This window comes from Mycolicibacterium aurum, assembly GCF_900637195.1.
GTDB classification, from domain to species: domain Bacteria; phylum Actinomycetota; class Actinomycetes; order Mycobacteriales; family Mycobacteriaceae; genus Mycobacterium; species Mycobacterium aurum.
This window is the reverse complement of the sequence record NZ_LR134356.1, coordinates 2461718-2478060: the sequence shown is the minus strand read 5'-3', so window position 1 is coordinate 2478060 and position 16343 is coordinate 2461718. Positions and strand designations below refer to the sequence as shown.

17 protein-coding genes are annotated in these 16343 nt (G+C 70.0%); 7 read left to right on the top strand and 10 right to left on the bottom strand.

Going from position 1 to position 16343, the window contains the following annotated elements; all coding sequences use genetic code 11:
* Positions 1-25: 25 nt before the first annotated feature.
* The 9 genes from EL337_RS11895 to EL337_RS11855 all read right to left on the bottom strand — a co-directional run bounded on the left by EL337_RS11895 (position 26) and on the right by EL337_RS11855 (position 8443).
* The gene (locus tag EL337_RS11895; RefSeq protein WP_048634773.1) at positions 26-1069 is read right to left on the bottom strand and encodes an NUDIX hydrolase; all 1044 of its coding nucleotides are present in this window, start codon (positions 1067-1069) and stop codon (positions 26-28) included.
* On the bottom strand, positions 1066-2196 hold the full coding sequence (locus tag EL337_RS11890) for a glycosyltransferase family 4 protein (RefSeq protein ID WP_048634772.1): 1131 nt from the start codon (positions 2194-2196) through the stop codon (positions 1066-1068). The genes EL337_RS11895 and EL337_RS11890 overlap by 4 nt, the downstream gene beginning before the upstream one ends.
* Positions 2196-3152, bottom strand: a complete 957-nt coding sequence (locus EL337_RS11885) for a phosphatidylinositol mannoside acyltransferase (RefSeq protein WP_048634771.1) — start codon at positions 3150-3152, stop codon at positions 2196-2198. Before EL337_RS11885 ends, EL337_RS11890 begins: the two co-directional genes overlap by 1 nt.
* Positions 3149-3820 (bottom strand): phosphatidylinositol phosphate synthase, encoded by a 672-nt coding sequence (pgsA, locus tag EL337_RS11880; RefSeq protein ID WP_048634770.1) that lies wholly within the window; start codon positions 3818-3820, stop codon positions 3149-3151. The genes EL337_RS11885 and pgsA overlap by 4 nt, the downstream gene beginning before the upstream one ends.
* Positions 3817-4365: an ATP adenylyltransferase gene (locus EL337_RS11875; RefSeq protein ID WP_048634769.1), complete on the bottom strand. Its 549-nt coding sequence runs from the start codon at positions 4363-4365 to the stop codon at positions 3817-3819. Before EL337_RS11875 ends, pgsA begins: the two co-directional genes overlap by 4 nt.
* A 1-nt stretch (position 4366) precedes the next feature.
* The gene (gene thrS / locus EL337_RS11870) at positions 4367-6451 is read right to left on the bottom strand and encodes a threonine--tRNA ligase (protein WP_048634768.1); all 2085 of its coding nucleotides are present in this window, start codon (positions 6449-6451) and stop codon (positions 4367-4369) included.
* Positions 6452-6524: 73 nt separating this feature from the next.
* Positions 6525-6953, bottom strand: coding sequence for a TIGR02611 family protein (locus tag EL337_RS11865; protein WP_048634767.1), 429 nt, complete (start codon positions 6951-6953; stop codon positions 6525-6527).
* Positions 6950-7579, bottom strand: a complete 630-nt coding sequence (locus EL337_RS11860; protein ID WP_048634766.1) for a PaaI family thioesterase — start codon at positions 7577-7579, stop codon at positions 6950-6952. Before EL337_RS11860 ends, EL337_RS11865 begins: the two co-directional genes overlap by 4 nt.
* Positions 7580-7600: 21 nt before the next feature.
* Positions 7601-8443 (bottom strand): aldo/keto reductase, encoded by an 843-nt coding sequence (locus tag EL337_RS11855; RefSeq protein ID WP_048634843.1) that lies wholly within the window; start codon positions 8441-8443, stop codon positions 7601-7603.
* 52 nt (positions 8444-8495) lie between these two features.
* Between EL337_RS11855 and EL337_RS11850 the strand changes: the two genes are divergently transcribed.
* Both EL337_RS11850 and EL337_RS11845 read left to right on the top strand, forming a co-directional pair.
* A complete protein-coding gene (locus tag EL337_RS11850) occupies positions 8496-8993 on the top strand; it encodes a DUF1990 domain-containing protein (protein ID WP_048634765.1) in 498 nt (165 codons plus the stop codon).
* 164 nt (positions 8994-9157) lie between these two features.
* Positions 9158-9865 carry a GAF and ANTAR domain-containing protein gene (locus EL337_RS11845; RefSeq protein WP_197724226.1) on the top strand — a complete coding sequence of 236 codons (708 nt, stop codon included), beginning with the start codon at positions 9158-9160 and terminating at the stop codon, positions 9863-9865.
* Positions 9866-9875: 10 nt separating this feature from the next.
* On the opposite strand, the gene EL337_RS29025 is transcribed toward EL337_RS11845, so the two are convergent.
* Positions 9876-11138, bottom strand: a complete 1263-nt coding sequence (locus EL337_RS29025; protein ID WP_235666622.1) for a hypothetical protein — start codon at positions 11136-11138, stop codon at positions 9876-9878.
* Between the two features lie 424 nt (positions 11139-11562).
* On the opposite strand from EL337_RS29025, the gene EL337_RS29020 reads away from it, so the two are divergent.
* The 5 genes from EL337_RS29020 to dosR all read left to right on the top strand — a co-directional run bounded on the left by EL337_RS29020 (position 11563) and on the right by dosR (position 16331).
* On the top strand, positions 11563-11808 hold the full coding sequence (locus tag EL337_RS29020; protein WP_232786936.1) for a hypothetical protein: 246 nt from the start codon (positions 11563-11565) through the stop codon (positions 11806-11808).
* Between the two features lie 21 nt (positions 11809-11829).
* The gene (locus EL337_RS29015; RefSeq protein WP_235666621.1) at positions 11830-13485 is read left to right on the top strand and encodes a hypothetical protein; all 1656 of its coding nucleotides are present in this window, start codon (positions 11830-11832) and stop codon (positions 13483-13485) included.
* Positions 13486-13838: 353 nt separating this feature from the next.
* Entirely contained in the window at positions 13839-14831 is a 993-nt protein-coding gene (locus tag EL337_RS11835) for an Acg family FMN-binding oxidoreductase (RefSeq protein ID WP_048635100.1), read from the top strand.
* Positions 14828-15646 carry a universal stress protein gene (locus tag EL337_RS11830; protein ID WP_048635099.1) on the top strand — a complete coding sequence of 273 codons (819 nt, stop codon included), beginning with the start codon at positions 14828-14830 and terminating at the stop codon, positions 15644-15646. Before EL337_RS11835 ends, EL337_RS11830 begins: the two co-directional genes overlap by 4 nt.
* Positions 15647-15680: 34 nt before the next feature.
* Positions 15681-16331, top strand: coding sequence for a hypoxia response regulator transcription factor DosR/DevR (gene dosR / locus EL337_RS11825; RefSeq protein ID WP_048635098.1), 651 nt, complete (start codon positions 15681-15683; stop codon positions 16329-16331).
* The last annotated feature ends 12 nt before the right edge of the window (positions 16332-16343 follow it).

Below are 16343 nucleotides of genomic sequence, written 5' to 3'. Positions count from 1 at the left end.
GCCGCAAATCGTTGTGATCCGCAGATCACTTGATCAATTGCGGCGGCCCCTGCGGCAGCGCACCCGGTTCATCGGCCAGCGCGTTCGCTTCGTCGAGAAGCTCGCGCAGTTGCAGCGGGTACACCGTCTCACCGTCGGCGACCAGCTTGTCGATCATTGTCGCATCGCACCACCGGTGACCATGAATGTAGGTGCGCTCGAGCCCGGACCGGCCCACCTCTGACGGTTCGAACCGCGCGGTGCGGTGCACGAAGAACATCTCCTCGCTGCGGATCACGGACCCGTTGAAGTCGATGACGGCATCCCGGCGCCACACGGGGCCGATCACCGCTTCCGGGGCCACCTGCAGGCCCGTCTCCTCGTCGAGTTCCCGCACCGCGGTCTGAGCCAGCGACTCCCCCACCTGCGCCGCGCCACCGATCGTGAACCACCACCGCGGCGCTGGCTTCTGCCCGGCCGCGCGGGCGGGGTCCGATCCGCACAGCAGCAGCACCGCACCGTCCTCGTCGAGCAGCACGATCCGCGCAGACACCCTCCTGCGGACCGGCGCAGCCTCCCGGGCCGATACGTCGCCGCCCTCTGCGATCTCGAAATAACTTGGCAGCGTGGCTGTTCCACCCAACCGCAAGGTCCGCACCAGCGGACGCTCGCGCAGCGACAGGGTGTCGCGGACAGCGTCGTTGTGGAAGCGGCGCGCCAGCAGCACCCGCGCCTCGGCGTCGGCCAGCTCGGCGACCAGCGGCAGCGGGAGCGAGGAGGGGTTCACTCGCGCCAGCGCTGCGGACAACTCATTCTCCGCCGCTTCCCGGCTTGCTCGGGGTGCCCGTTCGGCGGCCCCGGCGAGCGCGGCCAGTCGCCTACCGTCCGGCCCTCCGCCGTACACCTCGACGGCGATGGCGCGTGCCACCACCGCCCGCCGGGCCAGCGCACCGTCGAGGGACTGCCACGACAGGTCGTAGCGGACGTGCAGGCGGTCCAGCCGGTTGGCGGTCTGGTAGGCCCACAGGGCCCCGACCAGGACGATGGCGACCACCACCGTGACGATCACCGCCGTCACCCACGGGATCACGTGTCCACCCGCACCTTCACCCCGGACGCCGCGACCGTCTCATAGACCCGCATGATCTGGGTGGCCACCACCGACCAGTCGTACTGCTGCACCACCTGCGTCGCGCAGTCGATGTAGCGAGCCCGGGCGTCGTCGTCGGCGAGCAGCTCGACGAGCCCTGCGGCCAGCGCGGCGGAGTCGTCGACGGCCACCAACCGGCCGGCCTCACCGTCGTCGAGGACGCGCCGGAAGGCGTCGAGATCGCTGGCCACCACCGCGGTGCCCGCAGCCATCGCCTCCACGAGCACGATGCCGAAGCTCTCGCCCCCGGTGTTGGGGGCGCAATACACGTCGGCGCTACGCATCGCCGAGGCCTTCTCGGCGTCGCCGACCTGGCCCAGGAACCGCAGGTGCCTGCCCATCGGGCCGGCGTCGGTGCGCAGCTCGTCCTCGTCGCCGCGGCCCACGACGAGGATCTCGACGTCCGGAAACCGGTCGACGACCGGGGGCAGCGCCCCGAGCAGCACCCCCATCCCCTTGCGCGGTTCGTCGAACCGGCCGAGGAACAGCACCGTCTTGCCCGCCCGCGGATAACCGTCGAGCCGCGGCGCGGTCGCGAACGAGGCGACGTCCACGCCGTTGGGGATCTCGACGGCATCGCTGCCCAGGGCCTCCATCTGCCAGCGACGCGCCAGATCGGACACCGCGATCCGGCCGACGATCTTCTCGTGCATCGGGCGCAGGATCGGCTCGAACACCGACAGCGTGAGCGACTTCGTCGTCGACGTGTGGAACGTCGCCACGATCGGCCCCTCGGCGATGTTGAGCGCCAGCATCGACAGGCTGGGGGCATTCGGCTCATGCAGGTGCAGTACGTCGAACTCACCGCGGTGAATCCACTTCTTCACTGTGCGGTGGGTGGCCGGGCCGAAGCGCAGCCGGGCGACCGACCCGTTGTACGGGATCGGGACGGCCTTGCCGCCCGAGACGACGTAGTCCGGAAGGGACGCTCGCGCCTCCGGTGATGCCGGCGCGAGCACACTGACCTGATGGCCGCGACCGTGCATGACCTCGGCCAGCTGCAGCACGTGGGACTGCACACCCCCCGGGACGTCGAACGAGTACGGGCAGACCATGCCGATCCGCATCAGCTCGCCTCCAGCCCGCCGTCCAGGCGGGCCCTGCGCTCATCCGACAGGTCGTCGAGCCACTGCGGCTGCATCATGTGCCAATCCTGCGGATGGGCAGCGATATTGGAGGCGAACCTGTCGGCCAGCGCCTGGGTGATCACGGTGATGTCGGCCGACGACGTGTCGAGTTCGGGGTACACCTGCATCCCCCAGCCGTCGCCGTCGAACCAGCAGTGCACGGGGAACAGCGGAGCTCCGGTGTCGAGGGCGAGCTTGGCCGGCCCGGCGGGCAGGCGCGTCGGCTCCCCGAAGAAGTCCACCTGGACACCGCGCCGGCTCAGGTCGCGGTCGGCCATCAGGCAGACGATGCCGTTGTCGTCGACCCAGTCGCGGATCACGTCATAGGCGGGGCGCTCCCCGCCCGACGAGGGCACCACCTCGAAACCCAGGCTCTGCCGGTACGCCAGAAACCGGTTGTACAGCGACTCGGGCTTCAGCCGTTCCGCGACAGTGGCGAACGTGCCGTGGTTCTGCACCAGCCAGACCCCCGCCATGTCCCAGTTCCCGCTGTGCGGCAGGGCCAGCACTGCCCCGCGGCCGGCCTCCAGCGCCGCCCACACCAGCTCGATGTCGTTCACCCACAACCGCTTGCCGAGGTCGGTGTGGTTCATCGACGGCAGCCGGAATGCCTCGCGCCAATACCGCGCGTAGGACGCCAGCGACGCCCGCATCAACGTGGCGGGCACTTGATCCGGAGTGGTCCGAATCACCCGTGCGAGATTCCTGCGTAGCTGCTGCGGCCCACCGCCGCGCGCGGCCCATAGCGCACCGGCGTCGAAAGCATTGCGCGCCACAAACTCCGGAGCCGCACGAACCAGGCGCCAGCCCGCTGCGTAGCCCCAGTCGCTCAGGTGGCTGCCGAAGGAGAGCAGCCCTGCGCCGTCGGTGCCTGATCCGGCCGGGTGCGCTGTCATGTCTCGGTGGTCTCTGGCTTCTCGCCGTTGTCGGCTGGGGCCAGTCGATCCATGGCCCCGGTCGAGACGCGCACACTGTGCAACCGCTGCGCCACGGTCACCACGCTGGCCAGCGCCAGCACCCACATCGCGGTGTCGAGCAGCCACGGCAGCGGGAAGAACGGCAGGTCCGACAGGCAGGCACCCAGCAGGATGATCACCAGCCGTTCCGGCCGCTCGATCAGGCCGCCGTCACCGGACAGGCCGCTGGCCTCCGCGCGCGCCTTGATGTAGGAGATGACCTGCGAGGACACCAGGCAGATCATGGTGGCCACCACCAGTTCCGCGCTGTGCACGCCGAACGCCGCCCACCACAGCAGGCCGCAGAACACCGCACCGTCGCTGACCCGGTCGCAGGTTGCATCCAGGACGGCGCCGAATCGCGTCCCGCCGCCCCGTTCGCGGGCCATCGCGCCGTCGAGCATGTCCGCCAGCACGAAGAACGCCACGGCGAAAGCGCCCGCGAACAGCTGTCCGATCGGGAAGAGGGTCAGTGCGGCCAGTACCGATCCCGCGGTGCCGAGGATGGTGACGCTGTCCGGGGTCAATCCCAGCCTCAGTGCGCCCTTGGCCACCGGCCGCGACAGCTTCGCGTACGCCGCGCGTGTCATCAGGTAGAAGTCGCTCACGTCTGCTTGTCCCATTCGGTAGCCAGCAGCAACCGGGTGTCGCGCAGGAGTTGCGGAATCACCTTGGAGTCGCCGATGACGGTGATGAAGTTCGCGTCACCACCCCAGCGCGGTACCACGTGCATGTGCAGGTGTTCCGACAGGGATCCGCCCGCGGAGGTGCCCAAGTTGAGGCCGACGTTGAAACCGTGGGGTCGCGACACCGCTTTCATCACCCGGATTGCCTTCTGCGTGAAGGCCATCAGCTCGGCGCTCTCGGCGTCGGTGAGGCTCTCCAGTTCGGCCACCCGACGGTAGGGCACCACCATCAGGTGACCGGGGTTGTACGGGTACAGATTGAGCACGGCGTACACCAGCTCGCCGCGCGCAACCACCAACCCGTCCTCGTCCGACATGTTCGGAATGTCGGTGAACGGCTCCGACGATGCCGCCGAACCCGCCTTGACGGCGTCGGCGATGTAGGTCATCCGGTGTGGCGTCCAGAGCCGCTGCAGATGGTCTGGATCGCCGACGCCGCGGTCTACGATCGTGTCCTCCGGATCCACGTCACCCCTCGCCTGCTACTGCGTCGTCAGGGTGTGTCGCAACGAGTTCCGCTGTGGGCGTGGCGTTCTCGCGCCGCTGCACCCAGGACACAATGGCGTCGATGGCCTTGTCGCGCGGGACACCGTTGATCTGCGTGCGGTCACCGAACCGGAATGAGACGGCCTCGGCCTCCACGTCGCGGTCGCCGGCGAGCAGCATGAACGGCACCTTCTGGTTGGTGTGGTTGACGATCTTCTTGGCCATCCGGTCGTCGCTGGCGTCGACGTCAGCACGGATGCCCAGCGTCCGCAACTGGGTGGCGATACCGCTGAGGTAGGCCGAATGCGCATCGGCGACCGGGATTCCCACCACCTGCACGGGCGCCAGCCACGCCGGGAAAGCACCCGCGTAATGCTCGGTCAGGATGCCGAAGAACCGCTCGATCGACCCGAACAGCGCGCGGTGGATCATCACGGGGCGCTGCCGGGTGCCGTCTGCGGCGGTGTATTCGAGCTCGAACCGTTCGGGCATGTTGAAGTCCAGCTGGATCGTCGACATCTGCCAGCTGCGGCCCAGCGCGTCACGCACCTGCACCGAGATCTTGGGCCCGTAGAACGCCGCGCCACCCGGATCTGGCACCAGGTCAAGCCCGGAGGCCTGCGCCACCTCCCGCAGCGTGTCGGTGGCTTCCTCCCAGAGCTCGTCGGAGCCGACGAACTTGTCCGGGTCTTTGGTCGACAGTTCCAGGTAGTAGTCGTCGAGGCCGTAGTCGGACAACAGGTCCAGCACGAACTGCAGCAGCGACGTCAGCTCCGCCCGCATGTCCTCGCGGGTGGTGTAGATGTGCGCATCGTCCTGGGTCATACCGCGCACCCGGGTCAGCCCGTGGATCACCCCGGACTTCTCGTATCGGTACACACTGCCGAACTCGAAGAGCCGCAACGGGAGTTCGCGGTACGAGCGTCCCCGCGACCTGAAGATCAGGCAGTGCATGGGACAGTTCATCGGCTTGAGGTAGTAGTCCTGGCCGGGCTTGCGCACCGTGCCGTCCTCGTTGTACTCCGCGTCGATGTGCATCGGCGGGAACATGCCGTCGGCGTACCACTCCAGGTGCCCGGAGGTGATGTAGAGCTGTTCCTTGGTGATGTGCGGGGTGTTGACGAATTCGTAGCCCGCCTCGATGTGCTTGCGTCGCGAGTACTCCTCCATCTCGCGGCGCACCATGCCGCCCTTGGGATGGAAAACCGGTAGGCCCGAACCCAATTCGTCGGGAAAGCTGAACAGGTCCAGTTCCACGCCGAGCTTGCGGTGATCGCGGCGCTGCGCCTCCTCGAGCAGTTCGAGGTGGCGGTCGAGCGCTTCCTGAGACTCCCACGCGGTGCCGTAGATGCGCTGCAGGCTGGCGTTGCTCTGGTCTCCGCGCCAGTAGGCCGCCGAGCTACGGGTCAACTTGAACGCCGGGATGTAGCGGGTGGTGGGAATGTGCGGGCCGCGGCACAGGTCGCCCCAGACACGCTCGCGGGTGCGGGGATTGAGGTTGTCGTAGGCGCTCAGTTCGTCGCCGCCTATCTCCATTACTTCGTCCGATGACCCCAGATCGCCGGACTTGTCGTCGATGAGCTCGAGTTTGTACGGCTCACCGGTCAGCTCTGCGCGCGCCTGCTCCTTGTTCTCGTAGACGCGGCGGGAGAACAGCTGGCCGTCCTTGACGATCTTCTGCATCCGCTTCTCGAGCTTGGCCAGATCCTCGGGGGTGAACGGCTCGGCGACGTCGAAGTCGTAGTAGAACCCGTCGGTGATGGGCGGACCGATGCCGAGCTTGGCGTCGGGGAAGAGGCCCTGCACGGCCTGCGCGAGAACGTGCGCGGCCGAGTGGCGGATGACGCTGCGGCCGTCGTCGGTGTTCGCCGCGACCGGCTCGACCTCGACGTCGGTGTCGGGCACCCAGGACAGGTCGCGCAACTGTCCCTCGGCGTCCCGGACGACGACGACGGCGTCGACGTCTCCTCTGGTGGGCAATCCGGCGTCGCGCACCGCCTGCCCGGCGGTCGTCCCGGCGGCAACCCGGATCGGGGCTGCTGAGGCGGGGCGGGCGGGGGCGCTCATCGCGGGGCTCCAAACTTTCGGGTGTGGGTGCGTGGTCGGTGATCGACCGCGACCATGCTATCGGGGTGTGGCCTCAGGACCCGATACCAACAGGGCTCTGCATCCAGTCGCGGTCGATGCCGAGCAGTTCGGCCGCGAAGTGCACGGCGCCGAACAGCCACAGCGTGCCCAGCACGATGGCCGCCGTGAACACCGCTCCCAGGACCTGAACCCACAGGCCCTGGCTCTTGAACCACGCCATGGCGGCGTCGTAGCGCTCACGCGCGTAGCCCAGCAGTTTCTTCGCCCACTCGAACTCGGTGGCCAGGATCGCAAGGCCGACGAACACGATCGCCCACCCGGGACCGGGGTAGGGAATGGCCAGGATGCCGACCGCCAGGACGAGGAGGCCGACGACGCCGACGGAGATGCGGTAACCGAGGTCGAGGCCGCGACGCTCCCGCAGCCGGTCGCGCCACCGCGCCCATCGACGGGTGAAGCCTGCGTACCTGCTCTCGGTCATGGCTGCCCCGGCTTCAGCTTCACGAACAGGGAGTGGGCCTCGGCCAGCAGGTGCTCGCCATCGAGGAGCCGTCCGGAGACGTAGATCTTCCGGTCGACGATGTCGTCGATACGTGCCTCTACCTGCAGCTGCTGCTCCACCGGGGCGATCTTGCGGTAGTCGACGTGGAGAAACGCGGTGCGTTGCGCCTTGCTGCGGCTGAGCTTGAACGCGGTGAACCCGAGCAGCGAATCGAACAGGTGGGCCACCGCGCCGCCATGGGCCGCACCGTTACGGCCGAGGTGAAAGCGACGGAACCGCGCAGATCCGCGTATCCAGCCGTCTTCGGTGACATGCAGGTCGACCGGTACGCCGAGGATGTTGCCGCGATTGGGAAGATCCATCCGCCGCCCCGATGGCGACGACCACTCGTCGGCGTCGTAGGGCGCCAACATCGCCGACGCCTTCTCGATGAGGTCCGCGGCGTCGGTGATCACCGCGTCGGGTGCGTCGGCCGCACGGGCATGGTCCTGGAGTGCACGGACGGCTTCGACGAAGCGGCCGTAGTCCGGACCGCCGCGCTGGGTGGGTTCCGGTGCACTGAATCCCCCACCGACGTGTGCGTCGGCCGCATTGTTGGTGCTCACCAGCTCACCGTATTGGTTGCCTCAGCTCTGGGCTGCCCCGGCTTTGCTCAGCGTCTCGAACTCCTCCTCGGTCAGCTCGATCTGAGCGGCCGCGACGTTCTCTTCCAGGTGGGCAACCTTGGACGTACCGGGGATCGGCACCATCACCGGGGACCGTTTGAGCAGCCAGGCCAGCGCCAGCTGCGACGGGGTGGCGTGGTGGTCGGCGGCGATGCGCTGTAGTGGACCGTCGGCCGCCGCCAGCGGTCCCGCGGCCAGCGGGAACCACGGGATGAAGGCGATGCCCTGGGCTTCGCAGGCGTCGAGGACGGGTTCGGCGCCACGGGTCGTGAGGTTGTACATGTTCTGCACCGACACGATCGGCGCGACGGTCTGCGCGGCGCTGAGTTGGTCGACGGTGACCTCGGACAGGCCGATGTGGCGGATCTTGCCTTCTTGTTGCAGCGTGAGCAGCTCGCCGATCTGGTCTTCGGCGGGAAATTTGTCGTCGATGCGGTGCAGCTGGAACAGGTCGATGGTGTCCACCCCGAGCCGGCGCAGGCTCATCTCGCATTCCTGACGCAGGTAGGGCGGATAGCCGAGGACCGGCCACTGGTCGGGGCCGACGCGCAGCAGGCCCGCCTTGGTCGCGACCACCAGCCCGTCGTAGGGGTGTAGCGCTTCCCGGATCAACTCCTCGGAGACGTAGGGGCCGTAGGAGTCGGCGGTGTCGATGAAGTCGACACCCAGTTCGGCGGCGCGGCGGAGCACCCGCAGGCATTCGTCGCGGTCGGCAGGCGGGCCCCAGACGCCCTTGCCGGTCAGGCGCATCGCGCCGAAGCCGAGCCGGTTGACGGTGAGGTCGCCGAGGGTCAGGGTCGGCATGTTCGGGGAGGTCACCGCATCGACGGTACGCGCGCGGTGACAAGCTGGAACGGTGAAGTTGACGGATCTTGCCGGTAAGGCGCTGACCTACAGCGAGATCGGCGCGACCGGCGGGATCATGCCCACCGGCTACCACCACCTCCGGAAGTCGTCGGTGATCGGCCGCGGCCGGGACCGGTTCGAGCGCGCGGCGGCCGAAGGTATGCGCTGGGGGATGTTGCGCGGTGCGGGCCTGCGGGTCGAGGCGACCGCAGCCGTGGCGTCAGTGGGGGCCGAGGTGCTGGTGCACCTCGGGCCGGTGGCGGCGCCCTGCCGAGTGGTCTACGTCGTCGACGACGCCGATCGCCGCGGATTCGCGTACGGGACGCTGCCGGGGCACGCCGAGTGCGGCGAGGAACTGTTCCTGGTGCGGTTCGACCCGGCCACCGAGGAGGTGCATGCGGAAGTGAGGGCGTTCTCGCGGCACGCCACCTGGTGGAGTCGGCTGGGGTCTCCCCTGACCTCGCTGGTGCAACGTCGGGTCACCGACCGCTACCTGCGGGCGCTGTGATCGTGTCACCGCGCGGGACAACCCGCCGCGGTGTGCCGGCGTCGTCACCGGCGAGAACGGTCCGAGCGGTCACAAAAATGACATTGTTCATGATCGAGCCCCTGACGGAGGTCAGCGGTAGCCTGGGGAGCCATATTGACGCGCGAGAATCGGACGGTGCACGGGTGAACGTTCCAGCCGGCTTGGAGGCCGCACATCTTCGGGTGGCGGAGCTGGTGCAAGGCCTGCACAACAGACCTGACGCCGATTCCGACACCGTCGTAGCGGAATTGGCGGAGTACGCAGCCGCCGAGATCCCGGGTGCGCAGTACGCCGGCATCACGCTCACCCGCAGTGCCAAGCAGGTCGAAACTCCGGCGGCCACCCATCACTGGCCGCTGCTACTGGACAAGATCCAGCAGCGCCACCTGGAGGGTCCGTGCCTGACCGCGGCGTGGGAGGAGACGACGGTCCACGTCCGCGACCTCAGCACCGAGGAGCGCTTCCCGAACTATCGCAGGGACGCGCTCGCCGAGACGCCGATCCGGTCGATCATGGCGTTCCAGATGTTCATCGCCGGTGAGACGCTCGGCGCCCTCAATGTGTACGCTGAGCAGCCCGACGCCTTCGGCAGCGAGTCGAGGACACTCGGCCTCATCTTTGCCGCGCACTCCTCGGTGGCGTGGAACTCAGCACGTCGTGAGGCGCAGTTCCAGAAGGCGCTGTCCAGCCGCGATGTCATCGGCCAGGCCAAGGGCATGATCATGGAGCGCTACCGGGTGAACGCCGTTCAGGCCTTCGAACTGCTCCGCAAACTCTCCCAGGATTCCAACGTCCCGCTGATTCAGGTCGCCGCCAATCTGGTGGCCGACGCGCAGACCACCGACGGCTGAGCCGTAGCGCTCACTGGGCAGTGTCCCAGCGGTCGCGCCGCTCGCCCACCGGCGCAGCGCCGGTGATCAGCGCACGGGGAATTTCGACGTTGGCCGGCGCCTCGGCCGAATCCCCTTGCGAGGCAGACCAATCAGTGCCCACACAGAGCAGATCGGACGGCACGGGCAACTCGTTGGGCAGCGGCACCGGCAGGCCCGGGATCGACGGGATGGTCAGCGACGGCGGAGACACCAGGTTCGACAGACCGGTGGCCGCCAGCGGGGTCATCGGGCTCGGCACCCCCGGCACGCTGACGTTGACTGCTCCGGCGCCGCCCGGTACCGGCGGCGCACCCGGCGGGGTCACACCGATCACCGACGAGGCCGTGTTCTGCAAGGTTCGGGCCACCCCGGGTGGCGTGAGCAGATCCGACAGCGTCAGCTGGCTGCCCGGAGTACCCGGGATCGGCGTCCCCGGGGTTCCGGCGTTGACGTTCGCCGAGTTCGGCAGAGTCGGTGGCACCGGCGGAGCCGGGTAGTTGATGTAGGTGTTGGTCGAGCCGGGCGGCAGCGGCGGCGTAGGAGGTGTGCCGACCGCACCGGGCACCGTCGCCGCACCACCGGGAACACCCGGCGCAGGGGGCGTCACCACACCCGCAGGCACCGCCCCCGCACCACCGGGAACACCCGGTACAGGAGGCGTCACCACACCCGCAGGCACCGCCCCCGCACCACCGGGAACACCCGGCACAGGAGGCGTCACCACACCCGCAGGCACCGCCCCCGCACCACCGGGAACACCCGGCACAGGAGGCGTCACCACACCCGCAGGCACTGCCCCCGCACCACCGGGAGCACCCGGCACAGGAGGCGTCACCACTCCGGCTTCACCGAAGATCGGCGCGCCGGGCGCGGGCGGGGCGGGCGGAGCGTCAACGGGGAGGGCGGTCGCGGCAGGACCGGCTGGACCGGCCGACGCGGTTCCGCCGGCGGCGGCTGCCAGCGGCGCACCCGCGGCAGAGGGGCCGCCCGTGCCGACGGCACCACCGGCACCCTCGACGGCCGCGCCGCCACCGGTGCCGCCGCCGGGCGCGCCCGCACCGGGCAGGACCGCCCCGGCGTCACCGACCACCGGAGCACCTTGCGGGGCTGGCGGGGGCACGGCGGCAGCAGCGTTGTCGATCGGGGCGCCGACAGCGGGCGGCGCGGGCGGGGTCACCAGCCCGGCTTCGTCGACGACCGGTGCACCGGGAGCGCCCGGAGCGGGCGGGGTGGACAGACCTGCCTCACTCACGACCGGGGCACCAGGCCCCCCTGGAGCAGGAGGCGTCACCACACCCGCGTCACCACCAGCAGGCACCCCAGGCACACCCGGAGCAGGAGGCGTCGACACACCCGCCTCACTCACAACCGGGGCACCAGGCCCCCCTGGAGCAGGAGGCGTCACCACACCCGCGTCACCACCAGCAGGCACCCCAGGCACACCCGGAGCAGGAGGCGTCGACACACCCGCCTCACTCACAACCGGGGCACCAGGCCCCCCTGGAGCAGGAGGCGTCACCACACCCGCGTCACCACCAGCAGGCACCCCAGGCACACCCGGAGCAGGAGGCGTCGACACACCCGCCTCACTCACAACCGGGGCACCAGGTGCACCGGGTGCGGGAGGCGTAGCGGCGTCGACGGAGGCGTTCACCGGCGCGCCGGGAGTGCCCGGCGTGGGGGGCGTGGTCAGGGTTGTCGACCTCTCGATCGGCGTTGCCGGCACGTCCACGCCGCCGGGCGTTGTCACCTCGACCGACGAGTTCACCGGGGCACCGGGAACGCCGGGAGCGGGCGGGGTGGTGATGTTGGCCGAGGCCTCCAACGGCGCACTCGGGAGTCCCGGACCGGGCGGGGTGGCGATGTCGATGGCCGAATTCGCCGGATTGAACGTGATTTCGGGACTCGGCGGCGTCGTGTAGGTCGTCGAGCCTTCTGAGGGGATGCCGGGCAGACCGGGCGCCGGCGGAGACGCGATCTCCACCGACGAGTTGGTTCCTGTCCCGGGCGCCGGCGGAGCCGGAGGCGAGAACGTCTCGACCGACCCCGACGACGGAGTCCCCGGCGCGGGGGGCGCCGGCGGGGAGAAGGTCTCGACCGTGTTCACCGTCGGTGTGCCGGGGGCGCCCGGTCCCGGCGGCGTCACGACGTCCACTCCACCGTCGACCGGCACGCCCGGTGCGCCCGGAGCGGGCGGGGTCACCACACCCGCCTCATCCACCACCGGAACACCCGGAGCAGGCGGACCCGGAGGCGTCACCACGCCGGCCTCACCAACCACCGGCGCGCCCGGCGCACCCGGAGCAGGCGGGGTCACCACACCCGCCTCATCCACCACCGGAACACCCGGAGCAGGCGGACCCGGAGGCGTCACCACGCCGGCCTCACCAACCACCGGCGCGCCCGGCGCACCCGGAGCAGGCGGGGTCACCACACCCGCCTCATCCACCACCGGAACACCCGGAGCAGGCGGACCCGGAGGCGTCACCACGCCGGCCTCACCAACCACCGGCGCACCGGGCGCCGGCGGAGCGGGAGGAGGCAGAACGCCGGAAGCACCTTCCACCGGTGCAGCGGGAAGCGGTGGGGCGGGCGGGCCCGCGTTCCCCGCGGCCGCCGTGACCGGTGCACCTGGCGCAGCGGGAGGGGGCACCGCTCCCGCAGCGCCCCCGACGGGCGCACCGCCGACGCCGACGCCGCCGCCGGCGCCGGCGCCGGGCGCCCCTCCCGGAACTCCAGGGCCGGCAACACCCGCAGGCGGCACCGCGCCGGCCTCGCCGACGATCGGTGCGCCGGGAACAGCAGGAGCGGGCGGGGCGAGGAGGCCCGCTGGCACCGCCGCGGGACCCCCGGGCATCGGAGGCGCCGGAGGAAGGGCAGCGCCTCCGTCACCGACGACCGGCAGGCCGGGGACTGGCGGAGCAGGCGGAGCACTGTTGACGACGGGGGTGCCCAACGGGGCGCCCGGAACCGGCGGAAGGGGCGGGGTGCCGCCACCGATCGGCGTGCCCGCGGGACCGCCCGGCGCCGGAGGGAGCGGCGGCGTGCCGCTGCCGATCGGCGTCACCGCAGGTCCACCCGGTACCGGAGGAGTCGGAGGGATCGCGCCGGAGGACGGGGTCACGACTGAACCCGGAGGCCTCGGCGGGGCCGGCGGAGTGCCGCCGCCGGTCGACGTCGACGCCGGGGTCCCGGGGGTGGGCGGAACCGGCGGAGTGGCTCCCGAGGCGGGCACCGACACCGAGGCCGGCGGGCGCGGCGGCACGGGTGGTGTCGCGGCTACGGTCGACGAGCTGGCGGGCGGCACGACGACCGGGGGCGCCGGCTGTCCCGGGTTGGTGAACGAGCGGGCCGTATCGGTCAGCGCCTGCGGGATATCTCCCGGCCGCGAGACGATCTGCTGGAGGATGCCCACGCATGGCACGCCACCACGCGTGGGATTCGCGTTTGCCGCGGGGCCCAGAAACGGGGCGCTCAAGAACAATCCTGCGCTGCCCATCATGACAACGACGATGCTCTTTTTCGTCCGAGACATGTGCTCCCAGTCCTCTACGTCCGTGCCGCGTGAATTACATGCGCGTAATTACTGTGCTTACTGAACCGATAATTTGGCGATTCGCAGGCGCGACAGATCACGCGTTATCCAAACGTTGCCAAGGAGAGGCGATCCCGTCACCGAGCGGCGCACGCGCCCGCCGAGCCGGGCGAGTGCGGTCTCGCTGGTCGAACAGGTCGCCGGCAGCCATCCAACGAAGCGGCGCCGGACTCGGCGCAGCGTCCGTCACCTCGGTCGGCACCCCGTCGTCGAACGTGACCTCGCCCTGCCGCGGCGGCGACACCGGCATGGCGGACGGCGTTGCTGACCCTCTACAGCGATGGTGAGGACCATTGGCCCTGTCGGCAGGGCGGTCTCGACGCGCAGTGTTGAGCCGGACGGAACGGAGCTCCCACGATGCCGACGACCCGGGTCCACACGGACGTGATCATCGACGCGCTGCACCTGGCATGCCGGGCGCCGTCTCTGCACAACAGCCAGCCGTGGCGGTGGGCGATCACCGAACACGGCGTCGACCTGTACGCCGACCCCCGCCGGCTGATCCGAGGCGCCGACGCCACCGGGCGAGAGGCGTTGATCAGTTGCGGGGCGGCGCTCGATCACTTCCGCGTCGCGATGACCGCCGCTGGATGGGAGACAACGGTGCGGCGGCTGCCGGATCCAGCCGATCCGCGACATGTCGCGAGCATCGAGTTCGCCTCCGGCGCCGAAGCGACCGACGAGCAGCGGCGCCGGGCCGACGCGATCCTGTTGCGGCGTACCGACCGTCTACCGCTGTCGGCGCCGCCGGACTGGGATCGGCTGTTCGAGGATCTGAGTGCCGCCGGGGACCACGGGCCGGTGCGCATCGCCGCGGTTGCCGACGATGCCCACAACCCGCTCGCCGAGTTGTCGGGCCTGACCGAGGCCATGCGTCTCTACGACTCCCGGTATCACAGCGAACTCCATTGGTGGACAGCTGATTTCAGTACAAGCGAGGGAATCCCGCGAAGCGCACTGGTCTCCGCCGCCGAAAGCGACCGCGTGGGCATCGGACGTGCCTTCCCCGTCGTCGCGCACAGCGAGCGCCGGCCGCAGGTGGACGAGGACCACGCGCGAATCCTCGTGCTCTCCACCGACGACGATTCCGCCGACAGCGTCGTGCGGTGCGGCGAGGCACTGTCGTACCTGCTGCTCACCGCGGCCATGGCGGGCATGGCGACGTGCACGGTCACCCACGTCACCGAATTCGCCGAGGGGCGCGACGTGATCGCGTCGCTGGCCGGCACGACCGCGGTCCCGCAGGCGCTCATACGGGTGGGTCTGGCCCCGGCCCTGGACGCGACGCCGCCGCCGACACCCCGCCGGCCCGTTGAAGACATTCTCGAAATACGCAGAGGGGCATCATGACCGACGATCCCGCCGCCCCGGCCATCGTGGTCGGGATCGACGGTTCCGCGGCCGCCGTCGATGCCGCGCTCTGGGCGGTCGATCAGGCAGTCGACAGCGATGTCCCACTGCGCCTGGTGTACGTGGTCGACGACGGCGACGCGGTGGATCCGCACGAGCGGGCGCGCCGATTCACCGCCGCAGACGTCGCGGTGCGCCACGCCGTGACCGCGGTGGAATCCACCGGGCGGCCGGTGAAGATCGAGATCGAGATCGTGCACGGCAGGCCGGTTCAGGCTCTACTGCATGCGGCCCGCTCGGCGGTGACGCTGTGCGTCGGCGCCCGCGGCCGAAGCCACGCCGTCCACGGCAGAATCGGCTCGACCGCCGCGGCATTGTCGGCCGGGGCGCTCTGCCCGGTTGCGATCGTCCGCGCGCACCGCCCGCATCGGCGGCATGACCGCGCCGTCGTCATCGAGATCCCCGATACCGCCGTTGCGGGCGCAGTGCTGCACCGTGGTCTCGACGAGGCCCGCCGTAGGGGTGCACCGGTACGTGTGCTGACCCCGGCGCGGACACACCCCGACGTCACGGCGCAGTGGGAACGCCGGTTGGCGGAGTGGCGCCGGCGCTACCCCGACGTGGAGATCAGCGTGGCGAGTGACTCCGGCAGCACCCTCGAGTACCTGGCGGACCATGGTGAGTCGGTCGAACTCCTGGTCGCAGGACGGGGTCGCCCCGGCGGGGTGTCCGATCTGGTCGGAACCCCCGGCAATACCGCACTGCGGGACACTGACTGCTCGATACTGGTGTGTGAGCCGCACAACGCACTGTGAGTGGTGCCCGACAACGAGGGTGTGATGTCACGCGATGGTGAGGGTTTTCCTGGTAGATGACCATGAGGTGGTACGACGGGGCTTGATCGACCTTCTGGGCGGCGACCCCGACATCGACGTCGTGGGCGAGGCGGGGTCGGTCGCCGAGGCGTTGGCCCGCATCCCTGCACTACAACCCGATGTTGCGGTGCTCGACGTCCGTCTGCCCGACGGCAACGGTATCGAGCTGTGCCGGGACCTGCTCTCGAGCCTCCCCGAGCTCCGCTGCCTGATGCTGACCTCCTTCACCTCCGACGAAGCGATGCTCGACGCCATCCTGGCGGGGGCCAGCGGCTACGTCGTCAAAGACATCAAGGGCATGGAGTTGGCCAAGGCGATCAAGGAGGTCGGCGCGGGCCGCTCGCTGCTGGACAACCGTGCGGCGGCGGCGCTGATGGCGAAGCTTCGCGGCGAAGGCGACCGCACGGATCCGCTGTCGGAGCTCACCGAACAAGAGCGCGTGCTGTTGGATCTGCTGGGAGAGGGCCTGACGAACAAACAGATCGCGGCGCGAATGTTCCTGGCGGAGAAGACGGTCAAAAACTATGTGTCGCGACTCTTGGCCAAGCTGGGCATGGAGCGCCGCACCCAGGCCGCGGTCTTCGTCTCCAAGCTCGACCGCCCGCGCAGGCCGGGCGGCCACTAGGCGCGTCCGCCG

Bases quoted from the DNA above. Each gene is read 5' to 3' on its own strand.
- EL337_RS11890 (WP_048634772.1), bottom strand. From the start codon at position 2,196: ATGCGGATCGGCATGGTCTGCCCGTACTCGTTCGACGTCCCGGGGGGT.
- EL337_RS11885 (WP_048634771.1), bottom strand. From the start codon at position 3,152: ATGACAGCGCACCCGGCCGGATCAGGCACCGACGGCGCAGGGCTGCTC.
- thrS (WP_048634768.1), bottom strand. From the start codon at position 6,451: ATGAGCGCCCCCGCCCGCCCCGCCTCAGCAGCCCCGATCCGGGTTGCC.
- EL337_RS11865 (WP_048634767.1), bottom strand. From the start codon at position 6,953: ATGACCGAGAGCAGGTACGCAGGCTTCACCCGTCGATGGGCGCGGTGG.
- EL337_RS11855 (WP_048634843.1), bottom strand. From the start codon at position 8,443: ATGCCGACCCTGACCCTCGGCGACCTCACCGTCAACCGGCTCGGCTTC.
- EL337_RS29015 (WP_235666621.1), top strand. From the start codon at position 11,830: ATGCCGGGCAGACCGGGCGCCGGCGGAGACGCGATCTCCACCGACGAG.
- EL337_RS11835 (WP_048635100.1), top strand. From the start codon at position 13,839: ATGCCGACGACCCGGGTCCACACGGACGTGATCATCGACGCGCTGCAC.
- EL337_RS11830 (WP_048635099.1), top strand. From the start codon at position 14,828: ATGACCGACGATCCCGCCGCCCCGGCCATCGTGGTCGGGATCGACGGT.
- dosR (WP_048635098.1), top strand. From the start codon at position 15,681: ATGGTGAGGGTTTTCCTGGTAGATGACCATGAGGTGGTACGACGGGGC.